At 59.3% G+C, this 24941-nt stretch carries 23 protein-coding genes; 5 read left to right on the top strand and 18 right to left on the bottom strand.

Annotated elements, in window-relative coordinates; genetic code table 11:
* Nucleotides 1–15 precede the first annotated feature (15 nt).
* From ACVVH8_RS28385 to ACVVH8_RS28410, 6 genes are all read right to left on the bottom strand, one after another.
* Entirely contained in the window at nt 16–1158 is a 1143-nt protein-coding gene (locus tag ACVVH8_RS28385; RefSeq protein ID WP_103302476.1) for an ABC transporter ATP-binding protein, read from the bottom strand.
* A 66-nt stretch (nt 1159–1224) separates the two neighbouring features.
* Nucleotides 1225–2322, bottom strand: coding sequence for a polyamine ABC transporter substrate-binding protein (locus ACVVH8_RS28390; RefSeq protein ID WP_103302477.1), 1098 nt, complete (start codon nt 2320–2322; stop codon nt 1225–1227).
* 187 nt (nt 2323–2509) lie between these two features.
* Nucleotides 2510–3622 (bottom strand): polyamine ABC transporter substrate-binding protein, encoded by a 1113-nt coding sequence (locus ACVVH8_RS28395; protein ID WP_475227515.1) that lies wholly within the window; start codon nt 3620–3622, stop codon nt 2510–2512.
* Nucleotides 3623–3794: 172 nt separating this feature from the next.
* Nucleotides 3795–5159, bottom strand: a complete 1365-nt coding sequence (locus ACVVH8_RS28400) for an aspartate aminotransferase family protein (protein ID WP_103302479.1) — start codon at nt 5157–5159, stop codon at nt 3795–3797.
* Nucleotides 5160–5215: 56 nt separating this feature from the next.
* Entirely contained in the window at nt 5216–6574 is a 1359-nt protein-coding gene (locus tag ACVVH8_RS28405; RefSeq protein WP_007913846.1) for a glutamine synthetase family protein, read from the bottom strand.
* A gap of 94 nt (nt 6575–6668) precedes the next feature.
* Nucleotides 6669–7025, bottom strand: coding sequence for a gamma-glutamyl-gamma-aminobutyrate hydrolase family protein (locus ACVVH8_RS28410; protein ID WP_475227519.1), 357 nt, complete (start codon nt 7023–7025; stop codon nt 6669–6671).
* Nucleotides 7026–7303: 278 nt separating this feature from the next.
* Between ACVVH8_RS28410 and ACVVH8_RS28415 the strand changes: the two genes are divergently transcribed.
* Entirely contained in the window at nt 7304–8680 is a 1377-nt protein-coding gene (locus ACVVH8_RS28415; RefSeq protein ID WP_103302480.1) for a glutamine synthetase family protein, read from the top strand.
* Nucleotides 8681–8936: 256 nt separating this feature from the next.
* Nucleotides 8937–9575 (top strand): TetR/AcrR family transcriptional regulator, encoded by a 639-nt coding sequence (locus tag ACVVH8_RS28420; RefSeq protein ID WP_475227522.1) that lies wholly within the window; start codon nt 8937–8939, stop codon nt 9573–9575.
* A 37-nt stretch (nt 9576–9612) separates the two neighbouring features.
* Here ACVVH8_RS28420 and coaA read toward each other — a convergent pair whose 3' ends face one another.
* The 9 genes from coaA to ACVVH8_RS28465 form a co-directional block, all read right to left on the bottom strand.
* Nucleotides 9613–10566: a type I pantothenate kinase gene (gene coaA / locus ACVVH8_RS28425; RefSeq protein WP_103302482.1), complete on the bottom strand. Its 954-nt coding sequence runs from the start codon at nt 10564–10566 to the stop codon at nt 9613–9615.
* Between the two features lie 154 nt (nt 10567–10720).
* Nucleotides 10721–10936, bottom strand: coding sequence for a TOBE domain-containing protein (locus ACVVH8_RS28430; protein WP_003229256.1), 216 nt, complete (start codon nt 10934–10936; stop codon nt 10721–10723).
* A 33-nt stretch (nt 10937–10969) separates the two neighbouring features.
* Nucleotides 10970–11776 carry an aliphatic sulfonates ABC transporter ATP-binding protein gene (gene ssuB / locus ACVVH8_RS28435; RefSeq protein ID WP_475227524.1) on the bottom strand — a complete coding sequence of 269 codons (807 nt, stop codon included), beginning with the start codon at nt 11774–11776 and terminating at the stop codon, nt 10970–10972.
* Complete coding sequence (gene ssuC / locus ACVVH8_RS28440; protein ID WP_093429771.1) at nt 11773–12555, bottom strand: aliphatic sulfonate ABC transporter permease SsuC; 783 nt, start codon at nt 12553–12555, stop codon at nt 11773–11775. The genes ssuB and ssuC overlap by 4 nt, the downstream gene beginning before the upstream one ends.
* 8 nt (nt 12556–12563) lie before the next feature.
* Nucleotides 12564–13712: an FMNH2-dependent alkanesulfonate monooxygenase gene (gene ssuD, locus ACVVH8_RS28445; RefSeq protein ID WP_007939251.1), complete on the bottom strand. Its 1149-nt coding sequence runs from the start codon at nt 13710–13712 to the stop codon at nt 12564–12566.
* Nucleotides 13713–13737: 25 nt separating this feature from the next.
* Nucleotides 13738–14718 carry a sulfonate ABC transporter substrate-binding protein gene (locus tag ACVVH8_RS28450; RefSeq protein ID WP_475227527.1) on the bottom strand — a complete coding sequence of 327 codons (981 nt, stop codon included), beginning with the start codon at nt 14716–14718 and terminating at the stop codon, nt 13738–13740.
* Nucleotides 14719–14807: 89 nt separating this feature from the next.
* Entirely contained in the window at nt 14808–15401 is a 594-nt protein-coding gene (gene ssuE, locus ACVVH8_RS28455) for an NADPH-dependent FMN reductase (RefSeq protein WP_103302486.1), read from the bottom strand.
* Nucleotides 15402–15734: 333 nt separating this feature from the next.
* Nucleotides 15735–16373, bottom strand: a complete 639-nt coding sequence (locus tag ACVVH8_RS28460; RefSeq protein ID WP_103302488.1) for a peroxiredoxin — start codon at nt 16371–16373, stop codon at nt 15735–15737.
* A gap of 295 nt (nt 16374–16668) precedes the next feature.
* The gene (locus tag ACVVH8_RS28465) at nt 16669–18069 is read right to left on the bottom strand and encodes an OprD family porin (RefSeq protein ID WP_103302489.1); all 1401 of its coding nucleotides are present in this window, start codon (nt 18067–18069) and stop codon (nt 16669–16671) included.
* Nucleotides 18070–18434: 365 nt separating this feature from the next.
* Here ACVVH8_RS28465 and tauA point away from each other — a divergent pair, with 365 nt between their 5' ends.
* Nucleotides 18435–19424, top strand: a complete 990-nt coding sequence (tauA, locus tag ACVVH8_RS28470; RefSeq protein WP_103302490.1) for a taurine ABC transporter substrate-binding protein — start codon at nt 18435–18437, stop codon at nt 19422–19424.
* A 161-nt stretch (nt 19425–19585) separates the two neighbouring features.
* Here tauA and argA read toward each other — a convergent pair whose 3' ends face one another.
* Nucleotides 19586–20887 carry an amino-acid N-acetyltransferase gene (argA, locus tag ACVVH8_RS28475; RefSeq protein ID WP_103302491.1) on the bottom strand — a complete coding sequence of 434 codons (1302 nt, stop codon included), beginning with the start codon at nt 20885–20887 and terminating at the stop codon, nt 19586–19588.
* A 253-nt stretch (nt 20888–21140) separates the two neighbouring features.
* Entirely contained in the window at nt 21141–22307 is a 1167-nt protein-coding gene (argE, locus tag ACVVH8_RS28480) for an acetylornithine deacetylase (protein ID WP_475227529.1), read from the bottom strand.
* A gap of 156 nt (nt 22308–22463) precedes the next feature.
* On the opposite strand from argE, the gene ACVVH8_RS28485 reads away from it, so the two are divergent.
* Entirely contained in the window at nt 22464–23834 is a 1371-nt protein-coding gene (locus ACVVH8_RS28485; RefSeq protein ID WP_213026896.1) for a CYTH domain-containing protein, read from the top strand.
* Between the two features lie 120 nt (nt 23835–23954).
* Here ACVVH8_RS28485 and ACVVH8_RS28490 read toward each other — a convergent pair whose 3' ends face one another.
* A complete protein-coding gene (locus ACVVH8_RS28490; RefSeq protein WP_016983809.1) occupies nt 23955–24419 on the bottom strand; it encodes an Lrp/AsnC family transcriptional regulator in 465 nt (154 codons plus the stop codon).
* Between the two features lie 126 nt (nt 24420–24545).
* Here ACVVH8_RS28490 and ACVVH8_RS28495 point away from each other — a divergent pair, with 126 nt between their 5' ends.
* Complete coding sequence (locus tag ACVVH8_RS28495; RefSeq protein WP_103302495.1) at nt 24546–24884, top strand: hypothetical protein; 339 nt, start codon at nt 24546–24548, stop codon at nt 24882–24884.
* The last annotated feature ends 57 nt before the right edge of the window (nt 24885–24941 follow it).

Raw genomic sequence — 24941 nt, forward strand, 5'->3', positions numbered from 1 at the left:
TGAACTTGCGCATGTTCATGAGCGAAGTACCACGCCGCTGTCGTCTTCCCACCACACGTAAACCTGATCGCCCCAGGTTGGACGTGCGCCACGGCGTTCGGCGTTGGCGACGAACGACTGCACCAGTTTGCCGCTCGGCAATTCGACGTAGAACACCGAGTGCCCGCCGAGGTAAGCGATGTCATGGACCTTGCCGCTCGACCAGTTGTATTCGCAGGTCGGCTGATCGGCGGTGACCAGCAGTTTCTCCGGACGGATCGCGTAGGTCACGGACTTGTCCTGCACCGAGGTGCTGATGCCGTGGCCCACATAGATCTGTCGGTCGAGGTCCTTGCAGGTGATGGTCGCGTGGCCTTCGGCGTCGTCGATCACTTCGCCTTCGAAGATGTTCACGTTGCCGATGAATTCGCAGACCAGACGGCTGGTCGGGGTTTCGTAGATGTCGATCGGGCTACCGATCTGGGCGATCCAGCCCAAGTGCATGATCGCAATGCGCTCGGCCATGGTCATGGCCTCTTCCTGATCGTGCGTCACCATCACGCAGGTCACACCCACGCGCTCGATGATTTCGACCAGCTCAAGCTGCATCTGCGAACGCAGTTTCTTGTCCAGCGCGCCCATCGGTTCGTCGAGCAGCAGCAGCTTCGGCCGCTTGGCCAGCGAACGCGCCAGCGCCACCCGCTGACGCTGACCGCCAGACAGTTGATGCGGTTTGCGCTTGGCGTACTGGCTCATCTGCACCAGTTTGAGCATCTCGGCCACGCGGGCGTCGATCTCGGCCTTGGGGATCTTGTCCTGCTGCAGGCCGAACGCGATGTTCTGCGCTACGGTCATGTGCGGGAACAAGGCGTACGACTGGAACATCATGTTGATCGGACGTTCGTACGGCGGCATGTCGGTGATGTCGACGCCGTCGAGAAAAATGCGCCCCTCCGTGGGCCGTTCGAACCCTGCCAGCATCCGCAGCAGAGTGGATTTGCCCGATCCCGAACCGCCGAGCAGGGCGAAGATCTCGCCTTTCTTGATTTCCAGGGACACATCGTCCACGGCAATCGTCTCGTCGAACTTCTTCGTGACCCGGTCGATTTTGACCAACACCTGCTTAGGTGTCTGGTCGCCCTCGAGGGCTTTCTTATAGGCGCCGGAGGCAACTGCCATTTACGAAACTCCCAGAAAAAAACAGTGCAGTTCGCCCACGCAGGCGAACCCTGGATAGTGTGTGCCTTACATACCCGACTTGACCTTGGTCCAGCTGCGGGTCATCAGACGTTGAATGTTCGGTGGCAACTCGATCGACACGTAAGCCTTGTCGATCACAGCCTGCGGTGGATAAACCGATGCATCGGTACGGATGGATTGTTCCATCAGCTTGTCCGACCCGGGGTTGGGGTTGGCGTAACCGACGTAATCACTGACCTGGGCAATCACCTCAGGTTTCAGCAGATAGTTGATGAAGGCATGGGCCTCTTTCACGTTGGACGAATCCTTGGGGATTGCCAGCATGTCGAACCACAGGGCGCCGCCCTCTTTCGGGACGGTGTAGGCGATGTTCACGCCTTTCTTGGCTTCTGCCGCGCGATTCTTCGCCTGGAAGATATCGCCGGAGAAACCGATCGCCACGCAGATGTCGCCGTTGGCCAGGTCGCCGATGTATTTCGAGGAGTGGAAATAGGTCACGTAAGGACGCACCGCGAGCAGTTTGTCAGTGGCCTTTGCGTAGTCCTTGGGATTGGTGCTGTTGGCATTCAGGCCCAGATAGTTGAGCACGGTCGGCATCATTTCATCAGCCGAGTCGAGGAACGCCACTCCGCAGCTTTGCAGCTTCTTGATGTTCTCCGGCTCGAACAGCACGCCCCACGAATCGATCTTGTCGACTCCGAGCACGGCCTTCACTTTGTCGACGTTGTAACCGATGCCGTTGGTACCCCACAGGTACGGCACGGCGTACAGGTTGCCCGGATCGTTCTGCTCCAGACGCTTGAGCAGCGCCGGGTCGAGATTGGAATAGTTCGGCAGCTGCGACTTGTCGAGCTTCTGGAACGCGCCCGCCTTGATCTGCTTGCCGAGGAAGTGGTTCGACGGCACAACCACGTCGTAACCGGTACGTCCGGCCAGCAGCTTGCCTTCAAGGGTTTCGTTGGAATCGAAGACGTCGTAGACCGGTTTGATTCCGGTGTCTTTCTGGAAGTCCGCCAGGGTCGTCTCGCCGATGTAGTCCGACCAGTTATAAATATGCACCGTACCGGCGGCCTGGGCTCCGACAGCGATCGTCAGGCCGGCAGTGGCCAGCAGGGCATTGCGCAAAGAAGAAAAAATAGGCAAGTGGAGGTCCTCTAAATTAGTTGGGCCCAAGTTGCCCCGCGCTGCATGACAGCCATGGCTGCCCGGCAACAAAACCGGCGCGCAACTTACCCTCGAAAAACCGTTCCAGCAAAACTTTCTGTCATTTAATTATCCCGCTGGCCGCCTTCGCGGTGACGACGGCCAGCGGTTGCTGCTTCAAACCGGCTTATTTACCGGATTTGATTTTGGTCCAGCTGCGAGTGATCAGGCGCAGGGTCGCTGCATCCTGATCGCTGATCGCATAGAGCTGCTTCTTCACTTCAGCCGAAGGGTAGATGCTCGGATCGCTGGTGATGTCTTTGTCCACCAATGGCGTGGCCGCCTTGTTGCCGTTCGGGAAACGCACGGCGTTGGTGATCTCGGCCATCACTTCCGGCTGCAGCAGGTAGTTCATGAATTTGTAGGCGGCCTCGACGTTTTCGGCATCCTTGGGAATGGCGACCATGTCGTAGAAAGTGCCAGCACCTTCTTTTGGAATGGTGTAGGCCAGTTTGACCTTGTCACCGGCTTCCTTGGCGCGGGTCTTGGATTGCTCCAGGTCACCCGAATAACCGACAGCCACGCAGATGTTGCCGTTGGCCAGGTCGGAGATGTATTTCGAGGAGTGGAAGTACGCAACCGAAGGACGCACCTTGAGGAACAGGTCTTCGGCGGCTTTAAGATCAGCCTTGTCCTTGCTGTTGGTCGGCTTGCCCAGATAGTGCAGGGCCGCTGGAATCATTTCGGTCGGGGCGTCGAGGAAACTCACGCCGCAGCTTTTGAGTTTCTCGATGTTCTCTGGCTTGAACACGATGTCCCACGAATCGATCTTGTCGATGCCCAGCGCAGCCTTGACCTTGGCCGGGTTGTAGCCAATGCCGATGGAGCCCCACATGTAAGGGAAGGCGTGCTTGTTGCCCGGGTCGCTGGCATCGCCAACGGCCTTGAGCAGGTCTTCATCAAGGTTCTTCCAGTTCGGCAGCTTGGACTTGTCCAGCTCCTGATACACGCCAGCCTTGATCTGCTTGGCGAGGAAGTTGTTGGAAGGCACCACCACGTCATAACCGGATTTACCGGCCAGCAGTTTGGCTTCCAGGGTTTCGTTGCTGTCGAACACGTCGTAGACGACTTTGATGCCCGACTCTTTCTCGAATTTGGCAACGGTGTCTGGCGCGATGTAGTCAGACCAGTTGTAGACGTGCAATACCTTGTCGTCCGCCTGAACCGCACCCGCCATCATGCCCGCGACGGACAGGGCGAGAAGTGTCTTGCCAGCAAGCTTTTTGCCTAATGCCTTCATGCGTTAATGCTCCAAATTTTTCTTTTTTGAACCACTTTGTTCAGCGGCCGAACCCGGACAACTGGAACCGCGGCTAGTCTGGCAAGATCCGAGGCGGTCTTTCAAGAAAAGACCGGCCTTTCTGACAGCTTTGCGCGAGAGCGCCGCAGCTCCCCCGCCCAAAGCCTAGCACTTAGCCCTGCAACGCACTGAGGGTCAGGTCCAGACACTTGCGTGCCTTTGTAACCAGCTCATCGATCTCCGCTTTGCTGATCACCAGCGGCGGCGCGATGATCATCGTGTCGCCCACAGCGCGCATGATCAGCCCGTTGTCGAAGCAGAACTGGCGGCAGATCATGCCGACGCCCTTGCCTTCGTAACGCTTGCGAGTGGCCTTGTCCTGCACCAGCTCGATCGCCCCCAGCAGACCAACCCCGCGCACTTCCCCCACCAACGGGTGATCGTTCAGCTCGCGCAGACGTTTCTGCAAATACGGTGCCGTTTCGTTGTGGGCGTTCTCGATAATTTTCTCGTCGCGCAGAATCCGGATGTTCTCCAGACCCACCGCTGCCGCCACCGGGTGACCGGAGTAGGTGAAGCCGTGGTTGAAGTCGCCGCCTTCGTTGAGCACCTTCACCACTTCGTCGCGCACGATCAGGCCACCCATCGGGATGTAGCCGGAGGTCAGGCCCTTGGCGATGGTCATCATGTCCGGTTTGAGGTCGTAGAAATCGCTGCCGAACCATTGGCCGGTACGGCCGAAACCGCAGATCACTTCGTCGGCGACGAAGAGGATGTCGTACTTGGCGAGGATTTCCTTGATGCGCGGCCAGTAGGTGTCTGGCGGAATGATCACGCCGCCGGCGCCCTGGATCGGCTCGGCAATAAAGGCACCGACGTTGTCGACGCCGACTTCGAGAATTTTCTCTTCCAGCTGATTGGCCGCCCAGATGCCGAACTCTTCCGGCGACATGTCGCCGCCTTCGGCGAACCAGTACGGCTGGGCGATGTGGACGATGCCCGGAATCGGCAAGTCGCCCTGCTCGTGCATATAGGTCATGCCGCCGAGGCTAGCGCCGGCTACGGTCGAACCGTGATAACCGTTTTTGCGGCTGATGATGACTTTCTTGTTCGGCTGACCCTTGATCGCCCAGTAGTGGCGAACCATGCGCAGCATGGTGTCGTTGCCTTCGGAGCCGGAGCCGGTGAAGAACACGTGGTTCATGCCTTCCGGTGCGACGTCGGCGATAGCCTTGGCCAGTTCCAGTGCCGGCGGGTGGGCGGTCTGGAAAAACAGGTTGTAGTAAGGCAGTTCGCGCATCTGTTTCGCGGCGGCGTCGGCCAGTTCATCACGACCGTAACCGATGGCCACGCACCACAGCCCGGCCATGCCGTCGAGGATCTTGTTGCCTTCGCTGTCCCACAGGTAAACGCCCTTGGCGTTGGTGATGATCCGCGGGCCTTTCTCTTTCAGCTGCTTGAAGTCGCTGAACGGGGCCAAGTGGTGATCGCTGCTCAGCGCTTGCCACTCACGGGTTTGCGGGTTGTTGCTGGTCATGCCAATTCTCCTTGTTATCGGTGAAGGCGCGGCGCCTGAGCACCGCACCCGGCGTATCAGACGGCGAAGAGCAGGTACTCACGCTCCCACGAACTGATCACGCGCTTGAAGTTTTCATGCTCGGCCCGCTTGACCGCGACGTAGCCCGTGATGAAAGTTTTGCCCAGGTATTTCTCGATGGTCGCGCTGTTTTCCATACGCTCCAGCGCGTCTTCGATGGTCAGCGGCAGGCGCAGATTGCGCCGCTCGTAACCACGACCGACGACCGGCGCGCTCGGGTTGAGGCCTTCGACCATGCCGATGTAGCCGCAGAGCAGGCTCGCGGCGATCGCCAGGTATGGGTTGGCGTCGGCGCCCGGCAGGCGGTTTTCCACGCGGCGGTTCTGCGGGCCGGCATCCGGTACACGCAGGCCTACGGTGCGGTTTTCTTCGCCCCACTCCACGTTTACCGGTGCCGAGGTGTCCGGCAGGAAGCGGCGGAACGAGTTGACGTTCGGCGCGAACAGCGGCAGCAATTCCGGGATCAGTTTCTGCAGGCCACCGATGTGGTGCAGGAACAGCTGGCTCATGGTCCCGTCTTCATTGGAGAACACGTTCTTGCCGGTCTCGATGTCGATGATGCTCTGGTGCAAGTGCATCGCGCTGCCCGGCTCGCCGGTCATCGGCTTGGCCATGAAAGTGGCGGCCACGTCGTGCTTGAGCGCGGCTTCGCGCATGGTGCGTTTGAACACCAGAATCTGGTCGGCCAGCGACAGTGCGTCGCCGTGACGGAAGTTGATTTCCATCTGCGCCGTGCCGTCTTCGTGGATCAGCGTGTCGAGGTCCAGTTCCTGCAGTTCGCACCAGTCGTAAACGTCTTCGAACAGCGGATCGAATTCGTTCGCCGCTTCAATGGAGAACGACTGACGACCGATTTCCGGACGGCCCGAGCGGCCAATCGGCGGCTGCAACGGATAGTCGGGGTCGTCGCTGCGCTTGGTCAGGTAGAACTCCATCTCCGGCGCCACGATCGGCTGCCAGCCCTTGTCGGCGTAGAGTTTGAGGACCTTCTTGAGGACGTTGCGCGGCGACAGCTCGATCGGGTTGCCTTGCTTGTCGTAAGTGTCGTGGATCACCTGAGCGGTTGGCTCAATGGCCCACGGCACCATGTACACGGCGTTCTGGTCGGGACGGCAGATCATGTCGATGTCGGCCGGGTCGAGCAGTTCGTAATAGATGTCGTCTTCGACGTAGTCGCCGGTCACGGTCTGCAACAGCACGCTTTCTGGCAGGCGCATGCCTTTTTCGGCGATGAACTTGTTGGTCGGCGAGATCTTGCCCCGGGTGATACCGGTCAAGTCGGCGATCATGCATTCGACTTCTGTGATCTTGTGGTCTTTCAACCAATCGGTGAGCTGGTCGAGGTTGTTACTCATAAATGCCTCTGGGCTGAGTCTCCTGACGTGGTGTCAGGCAAAGTTTGACGCCGGAGCGTCGCGTTAAAGGGGGGCTTGCTCGCGCAGTGCCGGCTTACGCCTGGCACCGCGCATAGACAATGAAAGAGGAGCTTACCTGCCCTTTACGCTGGCGTTGCATTTCCTGTGCACATTCAAGGCGTGCAGAATCATGAGCACGGCTCGAGGAGCGGCACAGGCTTTGGGACTCAAAGAGATCTATATTGGAAGGAGACGCCATAAACAGGATGCTTTCCCATACGTCCAGAATATCGGACGCTGACGCTTGAATGGTCATGGACGGGAACATCGTCGGCAAGCGGCGAGCCTTGCTGGCTGCGCTATCGACGGCTTTGTCGCCACTGATGTGATGAGCATGCAGACCGGACTGTTGCGAGCAGTCGGTGATGCCGATTAACGGCAGGCGAGACATGAAGCACCCCGGTATTATTGCTGTTATGGGTTTGACCGGAGCTTAGCCTTGTTCATTTTTTTACACAACACCCCCGTAAAAAATACAACACGGCCTGCTCAAGCCCGCGGGTGGCAACTGCCCCAAGGACAAAAAACCGCCCCAAAGTGCCCCATAAATGCCCTCACAGCGCTTTTTTAGGGCAAAAAAGGCCTCGCTTGACTTCGGCAGGCTGTTCGGGTTGACTGAAACCAGAAAAGATCAATGATTGATATTTTTAACAACAAAGGTGTTGCATCATGTCGGTACCCCCGCGTGCCGTTCAGCTCAACGAAGCGAACGCGTTCCTTAAGGAACATCCTGAGGTTCTGTACGTTGACCTTCTGATTGCGGATATGAATGGTGTGGTGCGCGGCAAGCGCATTGAACGCACCAGCCTCCACAAGGTTTACGAGAAAGGCATCAACCTGCCGGCCTCTCTATTTGCTCTGGATATCAATGGTTCGACGGTGGAAAGCACCGGCCTGGGCCTGGACATCGGCGACGCCGATCGTATCTGCTATCCAATCCCCGACACCCTGTGCAACGAGCCATGGCAGAAGCGCCCTACCGCGCAACTGTTGATGACCATGCACGAGCTCGAAGGTGACCCGTTCTTTGCGGATCCGCGCGAAGTGCTCCGTCAAGTTGTTGCAAAGTTTGACGAGCTGGGCTTGACCATCTGCGCCGCATTCGAACTCGAGTTCTACCTGATCGACCAGGAAAACGTGAACGGCCGTCCACAGCCGCCACGCTCGCCGATCTCCGGCAAACGCCCGCACTCGACTCAGGTCTATCTGATCGACGACCTGGACGAATACGTCGACTGCCTCCAGGACATTCTGGAAGGTGCCAAAGAGCAAGGCATCCCGGCCGACGCCATCGTCAAGGAAAGTGCCCCGGCGCAGTTCGAAGTGAACCTGCACCACGTCGCCGACCCGATCAAGGCGTGCGACTACGCGGTACTGCTCAAGCGTCTGATCAAAAACATCGCCTACGACCATGAAATGGATACCACCTTCATGGCCAAGCCCTACCCGGGCCAGGCTGGCAACGGTCTGCACGTACATATTTCGATTCTGGACAAGGCCGGCAAGAACATCTTTGCCAGCGAGGATCCCGAGCAGAACGCCGCGCTGCGTCACGCGATCGGCGGTGTGCTCGAGACCCTGCCCGCGCAGATGGCTTTCCTCTGCCCGAACGTCAACTCGTACCGTCGTTTCGGCGCTCAGTTCTACGTCCCGAACTCGCCTTGCTGGGGCCTGGACAACCGCACCGTGGCGATTCGCGTTCCGACCGGCTCGTCCGATGCTGTGCGTATCGAACACCGCGTGGCCGGCGCCGATGCCAACCCGTACCTGCTGATGGCTTCGGTACTGGCGGGCGTGCATCACGGTCTGACCAACAAGATCGAACCGGGCGCGCCAGTCGAAGGCAACAGCTACGAGCAGAACGAACAAAGCCTGCCGAACAACTTGCGCGATGCCCTGCGCGAGCTGGACGACAGCGAGGTGATGGCCAAGTACATCGATCCGAAATACATCGATATCTTCGTTGCCTGTAAGGAAAGTGAGCTGGAGGAGTTCGAACACTCCATCTCCGACCTTGAATACAACTGGTACCTGCATACCGTTTAAGCGGTTTGCAGCTGCAAAAAAACGCCGTTGGCTGATTCAGCCAGCGGCGTTTTTTTATGGCCTCTGTGGCGAGGGGATTTATCCCCGATGGGCTGCACAGCAGCCGTAAACCCTGAGAACCGGTTATTCCTGATACACCAAGCTGAATGGCTTGGGGCCGCTTCGCTGCCCATCGGGGATAAATCCCCTCGCCACAGGTCGGCAGACAACATCGAACCCGGCTCGTACAATGCCCGCTGCCCCGCAGGAGACTTTCATGACGCGTCCCGCCCCCGTCCGCAAACCCCGTGCCCGCAGTCAGGCACGGATCGATTCGATACTCGACGCCGCGCGTACGCTGCTGGCTTCCGAGGGCGTGGCCAGTCTGTCGATCTACAGCGTCGCCGAGCGCGCGCAGATTCCGCCCTCCTCCGTGTATCACTTTTTCGCCAGCGTCCCGGCATTGCTCGAAGCGCTGACCGCCGACGTTCACGCCGCGTTTCGCGCCTGCCTGCAAGCGCCGATCGATCACGGGGCCCTGCGCGACTGGCGTGATCTGTCGCGGCTGGTCGAACGGCGGATGCTGGAGATCTACGACGAGGATGCCGCCGCCCGGCAGTTGATTCTTGCCCAGCACGGGCTCACCGAAGTGACTCAGGCTGACCGTCAGCACGACATCGAGCTGGGCGACCTGATGCACAAGCTGTTCGACCACCATTTCGAATTGCCGCGACTGCCCACCGACGTCGATGTGTTTGCACTGGCGATGGAACTGGGCGACCGCGTCTACGCCCGGTCAGTCCAGCAGCACGGGCAAATCACCCCGCGCCTGGCCGAGGAAGGCATGCGCGTATTTGATGCCTATCTGGGCTTGTATCTGCCGCTCTATCTGCCCAAGCGAACAGCTGCCGTCTGACCGGTAACAGACAACAGCGCATTGCCCGATGACTTGTTCAGATCGCGCGGAGCAGAATCCTGTCGATGGAATGATCGGCCGACTTGTTGAGAATCAGGCTGGCCTTGTCGCGGGTCGGCAGGATGTTCTCGACGAGGTTTTTCAGGTTGACCCGGTCCCAGGTGCCGGACGCCACTGACAGCGCCTCGTCATTCGACAGGGACTTGTACTTGTTGAAGTACGACTCGTCAGACTGAAACGCGGTGTTCTTCAAGTAGACAAAGCGTTCGAGGTACCACTTCTTGATGTCCTCTTGCGCAGCATCGACGTAGATCGAAAAGTCGACGAAGTCGAGGACATTCAGACTGTCGCGTTTGTCCTCTTGCAGCACATTCAGGCCTTCCAGAACGATGATATCGGGCGACTGAATGGTCTGCGTTTCATCAGGAAGAATGTCGTACTGGACGTGCGAGTAGACCGGAATCTGCACCGGCTGGCCTTCGTTGCGCACGGCGTGCAAAAAGTCGAGAAGCAGCGCCCGGTCATAGGATTCGGGAAAGCCTTTGCGGTGCAACAGGTTGTTCTTTTCCAGGGTCGCCAGCGGCAACAGAAACGAGTCGGTGGTCACCAATTGCACATCAGGCGAGCCCGGCCACGACGACAGAAGCGCCGACAAGACCCGGGCAAAACTGCTTTTACCCACCGCGACACTGCCGGAGATGCCGATGACATACGGCGGTTTGTGCGCCGGCTCGCCGAGAAACTCACTGTGCACCTGACCCAGCGACCGCGCCGCCGCTGCATGCAGATTCAGCAGGCGCGCCAAAGGCAGCAGAATGGTCTCTACCTCCTCACGCGTCATGGGCTGTGTCGGACTGATCAACGCATTCATTTGCGCAGACGAAAGGCTCTGCGCCGCATCGTCCCGGAAGGCTGACCATTGCTCGCGAGTAAATTCCCGGTACTCGCGGTGAGCGGGCGAATGCCCTGCGGCATTCTGCTTCGTCGTCATAATCTTCCTGTAGGCGCCCGGACAAAAGCCGGAACATAGCAGATCTGCCCGGCGCCTCCAAACCGACGAACGTCTGCCTCAACAGCCTTTGAAAAGCGCGCATGAAAAAACCCCGGAGGGCTCAAGCCGTCCGGGGCCCTGTGTACCGCATCGATTACAACTTGGCGATCGACACCTCGGTGGATTTCACGAAGGCAATCACTTCGCTGCCGACCACCAGTTCCAGCTCCTTGACCGAACGGGTGGTGATCACCGAAGTGACGATGCCCGAGGCGGTTTGCACGTCGATTTCCGACAGCACGTCGCCGAGGACGATTTCCTTGATCGAGCCTTTGAACTGGTTGCGCACGTTGATGGCTTTGATAGTCATGGCATTGATTCCTGTCGTTGGATGTAACTTGAGTTATTGAGCCCAACGCAATTGCGTAGGCAGTGGTGAAACGGGTTCCGGCTCCGGCGGCTCGCCGGGCAGGGACAGAACACGGTTGAGCACTTCGGTTTCCAGCGCCGCCAGCCGGTGCGATCCGCGTACACGCGGGCGTGGCAGCTCCACATGCAGGTCAAGGCCGACTTCGCCGTCCTCGATCAGAATCACCCGGTCGGCAATCGCCACCGCTTCACTGACGTCATGAGTCACCAGCAGTACGGTGAAACCGTGTTGCTGCCAGAGACGTTCGATCAGTTGCTGCATTTCAATGCGGGTCAGCGCGTCCAGTGCGCCGAGCGGTTCGTCGAGCAACAGCAGACGCGGTTGGTGGATCAGCGCCCGGGCCAGTGCGACGCGCTGCTTCTGTCCGCCAGATAACGCTGCCGGCCACTCATTGGCACGATCCGCCAGACCCACCGCGTCCAGCGCTTCGAGCGCCTTGGGACGCCAGTTGCCTTTAAGGCCCAAGCCGACGTTGTCGATGATCTTTTTCCACGGCAGCAAACGTGCTTCCTGGAACATCAGTCGAGTGTCTTCCCGCGCATCGCTGAGCGGTGCAGCGCCGGCCAGCAAGTCGCCACCAGTCGGTTGATCGAGGCCGGCGAGCAAGCGCAGCAAGGTGCTTTTGCCGCAACCGCTGCGCCCGACCACAGCGACGAATTGCCCCGCCGGGATGTGCAGGTCGATGTCACGCAGCACCTTCCGCGCACCGAAGGTTTTCTGCAGATTGCGCACCGCCAGCGGAATGCCGCGCAGCAGGCGTGGAGGTTGTTGAGCAGTCATGCCGCACCTCCCTTGGCGACCTGATAGGCCGGGTGCCAACGCAACCACACACGTTCAAGACCACGGGCCGCGAGGTCGGCGAGTTTGCCCAGCACCGCGTAAAGCAGGATCGCCAGCACCACCACGTCAGTCTGTAAAAACTCGCGGGCATTCATCGCCAGATAACCGATGCCGGAGCTGGCCGAAATGGTTTCAGCGACGATCAGCGTCAGCCACATAAAGCCCAGGGCGAAGCGCACGCCAACCAGAATCGAAGGCAGCGCGCCCGGCAGAATCACCTGCCAGAACAGGCTGAAACCGCTCAAGCCATAACTGCGCGCCATCTCCACCAGCGCCGGGTCGACGTTGCGAATGCCGTGATAGGTGTTGAGGTAGATCGGGAACAACGTGCCCAGCGCCACCAGAAAAATCTTCGCCGACTCGTCGATGCCGAACCAGAGGATCACCAGCGGAATCAGCGCCAGATGCGGCACGTTGCGAATCATCTGCACCGAGCTGTCGAGCAGACGTTCGCCCCACTTCGACAGGCCAGTAATGAAGCCCAGTGCCAGACCGATGCTGCCGCCAATGGTAAAACCGAGCGCCGCGCGCCAGCCGCTGATCGCCAGATGCGTCCAGATCTCGCCGCTGCGCACCAGACTGACACCGGCCTCGATCACCGCCACCGGTGCCGGCAGGATGCGTGTCGACAACCAACCGGCCGACACCGACAACTGCCACACCGCCAGCAAGAGCACCGGCAACGCCCAGGGCGCGAGGCTGTGGATGATTTTCTTCATGGCTAGCCTCAGCTCTGCGACGCGGCTTTGGGAAGAATGTCGTTGGCGACCATCTCGCCGAACGGGCTGACATAACCGGCGCTTTTCGGCAGTTCCGGGCGTTCGATATCGAGGTGCGGGAACAGCAACTCAGCGACGCGATACGACTCTTCAAGGTGTGGATAACCGGAGAAGATAAAGGTGTCGATGCCCAGGTCTGCGTATTCCTTCACGCGGGCAGCCACGGTCGGACCGTCGCCGACCAGCGCCGTACCGGCACCGCCGCGCACCAGGCCAACGCCGGCCCACAGGTTCGGGCTGACTTCGAGGTTGTCGCGGCTGCCACCGTGCAACGCGGCCATACGTTGCTGGCCGACCGAATCGAAACGCGCCAGAGAGGCTTGAGCGCGGGCGATGGTGTCGTCATCCAGATGCGAGATCAACCGATCTGCGGCTTGCCAGGCTTCGGCGTTGGTTTCGCGAACGATTACGTGCAGACGAATGCCGAAGCGCACGGTGCGACCGAGCTTGGCGGCTTTGGCCCGCACCTGTTCGATCTTTTCGGCGACCGCGGCTGGCGGCTCGCCCCAGGTCAGGACCATTTCAACTTGTTCGGCTGCCAAGTCCTGCGCCGCTTCCGACGAGCCACCGAAGTACAGCGGTGGACGCGGTTGTTGGATCGGCGGATAGAGCAATTTCGCGCCCTTCACACTGATGTGCTGACCGTCGTAATCAACGGTCTCGCCTTCCAGCACGCGGCGCCAGATACGGGTGAATTCCACCGAGGCCTGATAGCGCTCTTCATGGCTGAGGAACAGTCCGTCGCCGGCCAATTCTTCCGGATCGCCGCCGGTCACCAGGTTGAACAGCGCACGACCACCGGACAGACGATCCAGCGTGGCTGCCTGCCGCGCCGCCACCGTCGGGGAAATGATCCCGGGGCGCAGGGCAACAAGGAACTTCAGACGCTGGGTCACCGGGATCAGCGATGCCGCCACCAACCACGAGTCTTCGCAGGAGCGGCCAGTGGGGATCAGCACGCCGCCGAAACCCAGACGATCCGCCGCTTGCGCGACTTGTTGCAGATAACCGTGGTCGACGGCGCGGGCGCCTTCGGCGGTGCCAAGGTAATGGCCGTCGCCGTGGGTAGGCAGGAACCAGAAGATGTTGAGGCTCATGGAGTGGTCTCCTTGGGGATTCGAGTTACTGGGCTTGGGTGGCCGAGCTTTGGGCCACAGCGGCCGGTGGTGTCCAGATCACATCCTTGATGCTCAACGGCTTGGGAATCAGCTTGAGCTGGAAGAACGTGTCAGCGATTTTCTGTTGCGCGGCGACCACTTCCTGGGTCAGGAACAGCGCGCCGTAGCCCTGGCGTTTCACCGAAGTCAAAGTGATGTCCGCCGGCAGGCCGAGCAGTGGCGCGACTTGTTGGGTGACGTCTTCAGGATTGGCTTTGGACCACTCGCCAACCGCGCGCACTTCCTCGACGAGGGTCTTGATCACCTCGGGATTTTTCTGCGCATAAGGTTTGGTCGCCAGATAGAACTGGTGGTTGTCGACGATGCCTTTGCCGTCGCGCAGGGTGTGCGCTTGCAGCTGTTTCTCGGCGGCAGCCTGGTACGGGTCCCAAATGACCCAGGCGTCGACACTGCCACGTTCAAACGCGGCGCGGGCATCGGCCGGCGGCAGGAATACGGTCTGGATATCGGAGTATTTGAGGCCGGCGTCTTCCAGTGCGCGCACCAGCAGGTAGTGAACGTTGGAGCCTTTGTTCAGCGCGACTTTCTTGCCCTTCAGATCCGCCACCGATTTGATCGGCGAGTCTTTCGGCACAAGGATCGCTTCGCTGTTTGGCGCTGGCGGCTCGTAGGCGACGTAGAGCAGATCGGCACCGGCAGCCTGGGCGAACACCGGTGGGGTTTCGCCAGTAACACCGAAATCGATCGAGCCGACGTTCAGGCCTTCCAGCAACTGCGGGCCGCCGGGGAATTCAGTCCATTGCACGTCGACGCCTTGGGCGGCCAGACGTTTTTCCAGGGTGCCCTTGGCTTTGAGCAGCACCAGCGTGCCGTACTTCTGATAACCGATCCGCAATGTTTCGGCTTGAGCTTGAGTGATGGCGCCGAAGGTGACAGCCGCAGCAAACAGAGCGACCAGACCACGACGCAAAAATACAGTGCGCATAGCGCTCTCCTTTTTGCTGTTGGGTTTTGGCTGCACCTGCTTGCCCGTTGGCGGGCGAGTAAGGCCAGTACTTCAAGTTCGGGTGAGACTTAAATGCTCCAGCGAGCACTCAACAAACGTTCGTTCAACAAGCCCGGCTCCAGCGGTTTCGGCCGGCGGGCCATGGCGCTGACAAACTGGTCCAGCGCCTCATACAGTCGCTGCTCCAGCGCCGGTGCCAGTTGCGCCGCCGCGCTGCCTTCGCCGTAAGCGATCTGGCTATCCTCGGCGAAAATTCCCTGGAGCATTTCCTGGGCTTTCAATGCCGACAACACGGGCTTGAGGGCGTAATCGACCACCAGCATGTGGGCGATGCTGCCGCCGGTGGCCATCGGCAAAACAATCTTGTGGCTCAGGGCGCGCTCGGGCAGCAGATCCAGCACAGTTTTCAACGCACCGGAGAACGAGGCCTTGTACACCGGGGTGGCAATCAACAGGCCATCGGCATTTTCAATCTGAGCCAGCAGGTCGAGCACCTTCGGGCTGTCGAAGCGGGCGTGGAGCAAGTCTTCGGCCGGAAAGTCGCGCACCTGATAACTCACCACTTCCACCCCTTGCTCCTGCAACCAGCGTTGCGAGCGCTCCAGTAGCACCCCGGAACGGGAGCGTTGGCTAGGGCTGCCACCGAGTGAGACGACCAGCATTGAGACAATTCCTTGAGCGTTACAGGCGATTCGCGGGTTGCGATCTCGCTTCGATGGAAGTGACCTTACCAGTTGATTTATATATCCATAAATCATATTTATTCATTTGGTTATTCGTTTTGGAGATATATATTCCGGCATACGGCGGGCGAAAAAAAAGGCCGTGGAAACGGCCTGAAATCCCCTGCTTTGTGGCTACACACTGATCGTTCCTACGCTCTGCGTGGAATGAATCCAAGGACGCTCCGCGGCCACTGTGACGCGGAGCTTCACGGGCGGCATTCCCACGCGGACGGTTCGACGCCTCGACGTGGGAACGATCGCCTCAAAAGGTTATTTATTCGGCTGCGGCGTCAGGCGCAGATACGGTTTCACCGCGCGATAGCCTTTGGGAAAGCGTTTCTTGATCTCGTCTTCATCCTTGAGCGACGGCACGATCACCACCTCGTCACCGTCCTGCCAGTTGGCCGGGGTGGCCACTTTGTAGTTGTCGGTGAGTTGCAGCGAATCGATCACCCGCAGAATTTCGTGGAAGTTGCGCCCGGTGCTCGCCGGGTAAGTGATGGTCAGGCGGATCTTCTTGTTCGGATCGATCACGAACAGCGAACGCACGGTCAGGGTGTCGTTGGCGTTCGGGTGGATCAGGTCATAGAGGTCGGAAACCTTGCGATCGGCGTCCGCCAGGATCGGGAAGTTGACGAGGGTGTTCTGGGTTTCGTTGATGTCTTCGATCCACTTGTGGTGAGAGTCCACCGGGTCGACCGACAGCGCGATGGCTTTGACGCCGCGCTTGCTGAATTCATCCTTGAGCTTGGCGGTAAAACCCAGCTCGGTGGTGCACACCGGGGTGAAGTCCGCCGGATGGGAGAACAGCACGCCCCAGCTATCGCCCAGCCACTCGTGGAAACGAATCTTGCCGGCGCTGGAATCCTGTTCGAAGTCGGGGGCGATGTCGCCGAGTCTGAGGCTCATGGTGCTGCTCCTGATGAGTTGTTGGAGACCTCAACTGTAGCTTGGCTTTTGATCTTCTGAAAAAGAATAAATAAATAGATATCTAGATCTAAAAAGAATATTAAAGATCTGTTCACTGGACGCTCGGCCGTATCCCGACGAACATCGTTCGCAAGGTTCGAGAAGGCCTTGAGTAGCTGCAAAGAGGGAAATTCGGGGAGGGCTTACGGGGGTGAGCCTGACTCGAAAACGCAAAAGCCCCGTCCGGCGCGATGCCGGACGGGGCTTTTTTACATCAACGAATCGAGACGCGCTATTACAGCAGCGGGATCGAGTAGCTGACGATCAGGCGGTTTTCATCCTGGTCGCGTTGACCTGGGATGTCGTTGCGCCAGGTAGCGTTTTTCCACATCAGGCCCAGGTTCTTAAGCGGGCCTTCTGGTACTACGTAACCGACGGTCAGGTCGCGTTCCCACTCGGAACGGCCGGTGGCATTGACGCTGACTTGGTTGAAACCGACGCGACCGGTAGTGTCGATGTTATCGCCACGCAGGTAAACCACACCGGCGGTCAGGCCAGGCAGGCCCACTTTGGCGAAGTCATACGAGTAGCGAGCCTGCCAGGTACGCTCGCCAGCACGACCGAACTTCTGGATTTGCATGTCAGTGATGGTGTAGTTCGAAGAACCGTCACCCTGGTTCAGCCACGGGAAGTCGCTGTTGCCGTTGCTGACCTGGTAACCGCCACCGAAGGTGTGACCTGCAACGGTGTACAGGAACAGACCGCTGTACAGGTTGTTGTCGACTTTACCTTTGGTGATGCCAGTACCGTAGTCACCCGAGGTGTAGTAGTTGGCATCGGTGCCGTTTTTACCGTCGTCACGGCTGTTGAAGTAACGGAGGTCCGACTTCAACACGCCCGGGCCGATTGCCCAGTTGTGCACCAGGCCCAGGAAGTGTTGCTTGTAGAACTGATCCAGATTGCCGTAGTAGTACTGGGCAGTCAGGTCTTTGGTGATTTTGTAGTCACCACCGGCATAGATGAACTTGTTGCTGTCGCGACCAGTCGCGGTACGACCGTTGGCGCCAGCGATCGACAGTTCTTCGTTGTTACTGGAGTTACGACCTTTGACGTGCTCGATCTGGCCGCCAACAAGGGTCAGGTCCTTGATGTCGCCCGAAGTGATCTGACCACCCTGGAAGGTTTGCGGCAGCAGACGACCATCGTTTGTAACGATAACCGGGTTTTTCGGCTGCAGAGTACCCAGCTTCAGTTCGGTCTGGGAGATCTTGGCCTTGGCAGTCAGACCCAGGCTGGAGAAGTTATCAACCGCTTCGCCATTGGATTTGCTCGGGAAAACAGTGCCACCGTAGGAACCGTAGTTGGTGGCGGTCGCTGGGGAAGCGCCGTTAGTGCCACCACCGGAATCCAAACGCACGCCCAACAGGCCGATAGCGTCGATACCGAAGCCTACGGTGCCCTGGGTGTAACCGGAGATGAAGCGCAGATCGAAGCCTTGGCCCCATTCTTCTTGCTTGCTCTGAACGCCGTTACGCTTGTTGGCGGGAGCGTTGACGTCGCCATCACGGTTATCAGTATTGATGTAGAAGTTACGCAGCCCCAAAGTAGCTTTGCTGTCTTCGATGAAACCGGCGGCGCCTGCCTGCTGCGCCATAACCCCTACGGCCACAGCCAGGGCCAAGGTGGACTTGTTCATGTAAAGCTCCTCTCGTTTCTAATTCTTGTGTTCCTGGCCCGGGATCTGACGCCCCTGGGTCCTAAGATTCGCGATTAGCGCCAGACCGTGACTGACAAGTCAATCGTAACCTTGTGTGTCTACGACCAAGGTCTAATCGCAGTGATTTGGTCCGTGCAGAGTAAAGATTTCCTGATAAACCCAAAAAGAATTTATTCATTCTTTTTCATATCATTTCGGAATATGGCCAGTATCTTGCCACCTCCGCCGGGAAACAGCGTATCGGCGACTAAGCTCATTCCTAAATGGTATTTGTTAGCCTTTTTTTAGATCGATTAGCTTTGGCGCAACCCCAAATCGTCAAACCCTATCGAAAAGGCGACGCCATGATGGCCAAACGCGCACTATCTAGTCAATTTGTTACAGTTTGTGTGTCAGCACTGATTTCTTTCTCCGCCCACGCCGCCAACCTTACCGTTGGCTACCAGACCGGTATCGATCCGAGCAAAGTCCCTCAGGCCGACGGCGTCTACGAGAAAACCATCGGTGAGAAAATCGACTGGCGTCGTTTCAATAGTGGCCCGGAAGTTGTGACAGCCATTGCCTCCGGTGATGTACAGATCGGCAACCTCGGTTCCAGCCCGTTGGCGGCTGCCGCGTCACGAAACCTGCCGATTGTGGCCTTCATCGTCTCGGCGCAGATCAATGCCGCCGAAGCCTTGGTGGTACGCAACGGCAGCGGCATCAACTCCCCGCAGGATCTGGTCGGCAAAACCATCGCCACGCCGTTCGTTTCCACCTCCCACTACAGCCTGCTCGGCGCGCTCAAGCACTGGGGCCTGGACACCTCGAAAGTCAAAGTGGTCAACCTGCAACCCGCAGAAATCGCCGCTGCCTGGAAACGCGGCGACATTGACGGTGCGTTTGTCTGGTCGCCAGCACTGGGTGAAATCCGCAAGACCGGCAAGACCCTGACCGATGCCGCGCAGGTCGGCCAATGGGGCGCGCCAACCTTCGAAGTCTGGGTCGCACGCAAGGACTTCGCCGAGAAGCATCCTGACGTCGTGGCCAAATTTGCCAAGGTCACTCTAGACTCGTTCGCCGACTACGCCAGCCATAAAGACAGCTGGACGGCTGACTCGGCACCTGTACAGAAAATCGCCAAATTGACTGGCGCCAATGCCGCTGATGTTCCTGAACTGCTCGCCGGCTCAGCTTTCCCGGATGCCAAGGCACAGCAAACCACCGCGCTGCTGGACGGCGGCACGGCGAAGGCAATTGGCGAGACGGCGAAGTTTTTGAAGGAGCAGGGCAAGGTTGAAACGGTGCTGCCGGATTATTCGCCGTACGTGAGTGCGAAATTCATCACTGAATAACAGTGAAATCCATCACTGGCTCAATGAAACCTGTGGCGAGGGGATTTATCCCCGATGGACTGCGTAGCAGTCCCAAAAGCAGGGCCGCTGCGCGCCCCATCGGGGATAAATCCCCTCACCACAGATAAATCCCCTCACCACAAAAGCCCCGCCAATTCAGATCAAAGGGTCTTTTCGAAGATTTTCGAGTTGCGCTGATAGTTGTACAGCGACGCCCGTGCCGCTGGCAGGCGTTCAACACTGCTCGGCTCGAAGCCACGCTCGCGGAACCAGTGCGCAGTGCGCGTGGTGAGTACAAAGAGAGTCTTCAAACCTTGCGCGCGGGCACGGGTTTCGATGCGCTCCAGCAGTTCATCACCGCGACCACCGTGGCGGTACTCCGGGTTCACCGCCAGACACGCCAGTTCACCGGCATCCGAATCGGCAATCTGATACAGCGCCGCACAGGCGATGATCATCCCCTCACGCTCGACCACGCTGAACTGCTCGATCTCACGCTCCAGCACTTCACGCGAACGGCGCACCAGAATCCCCTGTTCTTCCAGCGGACTGATCAGGTCGAGCAAGCCACCGACGTCTTCAATCGCCGCCTCGCGCACCAGTTCGAATTGCTCCTGGGCCACCAGCGTACCGCCACCGTCACGGGTGAACAGTTCGGTCAGCAGCGCGCCGTCCTCGGCATAGCTGACGATGTGGCTGCGCGCCACGCCGCCGCGGCAAGCCTCGGCAGCGGCATCCAGCAGCTCCGCTTGATAGTTGCTGCTGCCCAGACGCTGCAAATGCGCCGGCACTTGTTGTGGGCGCAGTTCGCGCACCAGTTTGCCGTTCTCATCGATCAGACCGAGGTCGGCGCCGAACAACAGCAGTTTGTCTGCGCCCAGGTCGATGGCGGCGCGGGTGGCGACGTCTTCGCAAGCGAGGTTGAAGATTTCACCGGTCGGCGAGTAGCCCAGCGGCGACAGCAGCACGATGGAGCGTTCATCGAGCAGACGATTGATGCCTTTGCGATCGACCCGGCGCACTTCGCCGGTGTGGTGATAATCGACACCTTCGAGCACGCCGATCGGCCGCGCGGTCACCAGGTTGCCGCTGGCCACGCGCAGACGCGAGCCCTGCATCGGCGATGAAGCCATGTCCATCGACAGCCGTGCCTCGATGGCAATGCGCAACTGGCCGACGGCGTCGATCACACACTCCAGCGTCGCCGCATCGGTGATGCGCATGCCGTGGTGGTAATGCGGCGTCAGGCCACGGGCGGCGAGGCGGGTTTCAATCTGTGGGCGCGAACCGTGCACCAGCACCAGACGCACGCCGAGGCTGTGCAGCAGGACGATGTCGTGGACGATATTGCCGAAATTCGGATGCTCCACGCCGTCGCCGGGCAGCATGACGACGAAGGTGCAGTCGCGGTGGGCATTGATGTAGGGAGATGCGTGACGAAGCCAATTGACGTATTCGGGCATGAACCTGGGCCTGTAATAAAGAGCAGCCGGAAAAGGGGCGAAACGGAAAACGCACAGCGGGCTGATGGTTATCGTCGGAACAGGCTTGGCGACACGCGCGCTCTCCTCATGAATACGGGTTGGAATGCTGGCAATTTACAGCGTTTGGTCGAGCAAAACACAGATCCCTTGTAGGAATGAGCTGCTCGCGATAGCGGAGTGTCAGTCAATATCTCCGGTGACTGTCTCACCGCTATCGCGAGCAGGCTCACTCCTACAAATCCTGTGGTGTTGGGGCACTTGTCAGACAGTAATGTTCAATCAGTTGCCGCAATAGATGCACGGTAGGCTGCAAACGTGACATTTCAAGGTACTCGCCCGGTTGATGTGCACAAGCAATGTCGCCGGGGCCGAGTACGATGGTTTCGCAGCCAAGGCGCTGAAGATAAGGCGCTTCGGTGCCGAACGCCACTGCTTCGGCCACATGACCGGTGAGCTTCTCGGCGATACGCACCAATTCGGCGTCTTCAGACTGTTCGAATGGCGGCACTTCCGGGAACAACGGTTTGTAGTCGATCTTCACCTGATGCCGTTCGGCAACCGGGTTGAGCTTGCGCAGAATCTCGGCGCGCAGGACTTTCGGGTCCATGCCCGGCAACGGCCGCAAGTCGAACTCCAGCGAACACTGGCCGCAGATGCGGTTGGGGTTGTCGCCACCGTGGATGCAGCCGAAGTTCATCGTCGGTTGCGGCACGCTGAACTGCGGATTGTTGAATTCACGCTGCCACAACAGGCGCAGACCACGCAGTTCTCCGATGGCATCGTGCATGGCTTCGAGGGCACTGTGGCCCAGGCGCGGATCCGACGAATGACCGCTCTGCCCGAGAATATCGATGCGCTCCATCATGATGCCTTTATGCATGCGGATCGGCTTGAGCCCGGTCGGCTCGCCGATCACCGCCGCACGGCCCAGCGGTCGCCCGGCCTCGGCCAACGCGCGGGCACCGGACATCGAGCTTTCTTCATCGCAGGTGGCGAGGATCAGCAGCGGCTGCTTGAACGGCTGATCAAGCAGCGGCAGCACGGCTTCGATAATCAGGGCGAAGAAGCCCTTCATGTCGCAACTGCCGAGCCCGACCCAGCGACCATCGACTTCGGTGAGTTTCAGCGGATCGGTCTGCCACAGCACATCGTCATACGGCACCGTGTCACTGTGCCCGGCCAGCACCAGCCCGCCGGGACCACTGCCGAAACTCGCGAGCAGATTGAATTTGCCGGGACTGACCTGCTGGATGTCGCAACTGAAACCCAGATCACCGAGCCATCCGGCGAGCAGATCGATCACCGCCCGGTTGGACTGATCCAGGCTTGGCTGCGTACAACTGACCGACGGCGCGGCAATCAGCGCAGCGAACTGGTCTTGCATGGACGGCAAAGGCATCGCTGACTCCCACTCCCGATTTGAAGTCCATCATAGAGCCATCCGGCGTCAGGAATAAACCGCCGCAGGGCGTAGGAAGTTTGAGTCCTGTACACTGCACGACCTTGGCAGCCACACATTCCCCCGGCTGCGCTCCCGATCCTGGATTTTCCGGCCATGCAGAAAGAAACCGAAATCAAACTCCGCGTCAGCCGCGAAACCCTCGCTGCCCTGCGCGAGCACCCGTTACTGAAAAAACGCAACAAAAATGGCTGGGAACGCCGTGAGTTGATGAACCAGTACTTCGACACCCCAGAGCGCGATCTGGCCCAGGCCAAAGTTGCCCTGCGCCTGCGCAAGGATGGCGACGAAGTGATTCAGACCCTCAAGACTCGCGGCCAGAGCGTCGCCGGTCTGTCCGAGCGTAACGAGTACGACTGGAAGTTGCCGAAAGCCAAGCTCGACGTGAAGAAACTCGACGGCGAATGCTGGCCCGAGTCGCTGGCCGAGCTGGACAAGAAAACCCTGAAACCGATCTTTACCACCGATTTCGTCCGCGAGCGCGCCGAAATCGCCTGGGGTCGTGGCAAGGCCAAAGTGGTCATCGAAGCCGCGCTGGACCTGGGTCATGTGGTAGTCGGCAAACAGAAAGAAGAAATCTGCGAGCTGGAACTGGAACTGCGCGAAGGCGAGCCTGCCGCGCTGCTGGAACTGGCCGCTGAATTGGCGCAAACCCTGGCGCTGATGCCGTGTGATATCAGCAAGGCCGAACGCGGCTACCGTCTGTACGACGCCAACAGCTACTCGCTGAGCCTGCCGGCACCCGAGCTGACGCCGGAAACCCAGCTGGACGACGCTTTCGCCGCGCTGGGCTGGCACTTGCTCGGCAGCAGCCAGCGCCTGGCCGAACAGTACCGTTTCAACGGTCACTGGCGCCTGTTGCTGGACTGGGTCGAGAACCTCGCCGAAATGCGCGCCCTGCTCAGCAGCCTCGGCCAGGCCGCACCGCGTCCGTCGACCCACGACCTGCGCGTGGCGCTGGATGCCTTGCTGGAAGACTGGCGCCCACTGGTGCAGGTCGGCATCGAAGACGAAGACGTGCGCAAAGCTGCGCCGGAACAGTTCCTCGAAGAACTGGAAGACCCGCGTTGGGGCCTGTTCTCGCTGACCGCTTCGCGCTGGTTGCTGGCTCGCAGCTGGACGGCCGAGCGAAACGTGCGTGGCAACCGTCAGGGTGGCGCGCAGTTGCACAGCTGGTTGCCGCGCACATTGGGTGAAGAAGCCACGGCCCTGCAATTGCAGCGTTACCAGCAGCAGCCGGAAGATCTGGCCGAGCAATTGCCGCGTATCGAGCGTATTCAGGTCTGGTTGCACCACGCGCGTAACGTGCTGGAGATCCCGGAAATGGATCGCCTGTACGGCGAGCTGAACAAACTTGCGCAACTGGCCAACGAACCGACGATCACTGACGAACTGCTCGATGCGCGCAAGCAGCAGGCGATTGCGGTTTATCAGAACCGTGCCTGGAAAATGCTGCTGCGTATGTAATACCCCTGTGGCGAGGGGATTTATCCCCGATGGACTGCGCAGCAGTCCCTGCTTTTAAGGAAGCGGGGCCGCTTCGCGACCCATCGGGGATAAATCCCCTCGCCACAAAGGCCCTCCGCGCTAGACCGGGAGGCTGGTTGTGGACTTGATTTCGGAAAGCGCCACAATCGAATTCACTTCCTGAATCCCCGGCACCAGCGACAGTTTCTCGAAGAAGAACCGCTCGTACGCCTCGATATCCGCCGCGACAATACGCAGCAGAAAATCCACCGCGCCCATCAGCACATAACACTCCAGCACTTCCGGAAAGCCGCGAATCGCCTCGGTGAACTCGGTGAAGTTCGAACGCCCGTGGGCATTGAGTTTTATCTCGGCAAATATCTGCGTATTCAGGCCAATCTTCTTGCGATCCAGCAACGTCACCTGCCCGCGAATGATGCCCTCCTCCTTCATCCGCTGAATCCGCCGCCAGCAGGGCGATTGCGACAGCCCCACCTGTTCGGCGATCTGCGCGCTCGATAGCGACGCATCCTCTTGCAGCAGGGCGAGAATCTTGCGGTCGTAGCTGTCCAGCTCGCTGTGCATATAAAAACCTCAAACAGATAACCTGGCGAATTGATCTATTCGCTGACTCATCAATAACGCCGATCTTAGCCAAGAAATACCCATCAGCGAATGTAAAAATTTCTCCAGTGAATTTGGAGACTTGCCATGCCACACCTTGAAGCCGTGAACAGCGCCCCCACCCGCGCCGACGTGTGGAACGTCAGCAATGCCCACTGCCTGGCGCAGTATCAAATCCTCGCCGAGGCCGAGCCGGATTTGCTGGTGCGGGTGTTGAACCTGTTCGCGTTGCAGTTCCTTACCCCCGAGCAGGTCAATGTGCAGCGCCTGAATGATCTGTTGTCGATCGACCTTGTCATGGGCGGCCTGAGCTGGCATCGCGCGCAAGTGATTGCGGAAAAACTTCGTAACCTGATCAGCGTGTGCTCGGTGAACCTGCAAAACGCCGACACGGCTTGGGATGCGCAGGCGCAAGCGGCCGGCTGACAAATCCGGCAACGGCTTCGTCGGGTAGTGGCCCAACAGTCTGCGGGGCCACGACTA

It is taken from the genome of Pseudomonas trutticola BRTCR10 (assembly GCF_056155105.1).

Bases quoted from the DNA above. Each gene is read 5' to 3' on its own strand.
- ACVVH8_RS28415 (WP_103302480.1), top strand. From the start codon at position 7,304: ATGTCGGTACCCCCGCGTGCCGTTCAGCTCAACGAAGCGAACGCGTTC.
- argA (WP_103302491.1), bottom strand. From the start codon at position 20,887: ATGCCCGAATACGTCAATTGGCTTCGTCACGCATCTCCCTACATCAAT.
- coaA (WP_103302482.1), bottom strand. From the start codon at position 10,566: ATGACGACGAAGCAGAATGCCGCAGGGCATTCGCCCGCTCACCGCGAG.
- tauA (WP_103302490.1), top strand. From the start codon at position 18,435: ATGATGGCCAAACGCGCACTATCTAGTCAATTTGTTACAGTTTGTGTG.
- ssuC (WP_093429771.1), bottom strand. From the start codon at position 12,555: ATGAAGAAAATCATCCACAGCCTCGCGCCCTGGGCGTTGCCGGTGCTC.
- ACVVH8_RS28465 (WP_103302489.1), bottom strand. From the start codon at position 18,069: ATGAACAAGTCCACCTTGGCCCTGGCTGTGGCCGTAGGGGTTATGGCG.
- ACVVH8_RS28410 (WP_475227519.1), bottom strand. From the start codon at position 7,025: ATGTCTCGCCTGCCGTTAATCGGCATCACCGACTGCTCGCAACAGTCC.
- ACVVH8_RS28485 (WP_213026896.1), top strand. From the start codon at position 22,464: ATGCAGAAAGAAACCGAAATCAAACTCCGCGTCAGCCGCGAAACCCTC.
- ssuB (WP_475227524.1), bottom strand. From the start codon at position 11,776: ATGACTGCTCAACAACCTCCACGCCTGCTGCGCGGCATTCCGCTGGCG.
- ACVVH8_RS28450 (WP_475227527.1), bottom strand. From the start codon at position 14,718: ATGCGCACTGTATTTTTGCGTCGTGGTCTGGTCGCTCTGTTTGCTGCG.
- ACVVH8_RS28395 (WP_475227515.1), bottom strand. From the start codon at position 3,622: ATGAAGGCATTAGGCAAAAAGCTTGCTGGCAAGACACTTCTCGCCCTG.
- ACVVH8_RS28490 (WP_016983809.1), bottom strand. From the start codon at position 24,419: ATGCACAGCGAGCTGGACAGCTACGACCGCAAGATTCTCGCCCTGCTG.
- ssuE (WP_103302486.1), bottom strand. From the start codon at position 15,401: ATGCTGGTCGTCTCACTCGGTGGCAGCCCTAGCCAACGCTCCCGTTCC.
- ssuD (WP_007939251.1), bottom strand. From the start codon at position 13,712: ATGAGCCTCAACATCTTCTGGTTCCTGCCTACCCACGGCGACGGCCAT.
- ACVVH8_RS28430 (WP_003229256.1), bottom strand. From the start codon at position 10,936: ATGACTATCAAAGCCATCAACGTGCGCAACCAGTTCAAAGGCTCGATC.
- ACVVH8_RS28405 (WP_007913846.1), bottom strand. From the start codon at position 6,574: ATGAGTAACAACCTCGACCAGCTCACCGATTGGTTGAAAGACCACAAG.
- ACVVH8_RS28460 (WP_103302488.1), bottom strand. From the start codon at position 16,373: ATGAGCCTCAGACTCGGCGACATCGCCCCCGACTTCGAACAGGATTCC.
- argE (WP_475227529.1), bottom strand. From the start codon at position 22,307: ATGCCTTTGCCGTCCATGCAAGACCAGTTCGCTGCGCTGATTGCCGCG.
- ACVVH8_RS28495 (WP_103302495.1), top strand. From the start codon at position 24,546: ATGCCACACCTTGAAGCCGTGAACAGCGCCCCCACCCGCGCCGACGTG.
- ACVVH8_RS28400 (WP_103302479.1), bottom strand. From the start codon at position 5,159: ATGACCAGCAACAACCCGCAAACCCGTGAGTGGCAAGCGCTGAGCAGC.
- ACVVH8_RS28385 (WP_103302476.1), bottom strand. From the start codon at position 1,158: ATGGCAGTTGCCTCCGGCGCCTATAAGAAAGCCCTCGAGGGCGACCAG.
- ACVVH8_RS28420 (WP_475227522.1), top strand. From the start codon at position 8,937: ATGACGCGTCCCGCCCCCGTCCGCAAACCCCGTGCCCGCAGTCAGGCA.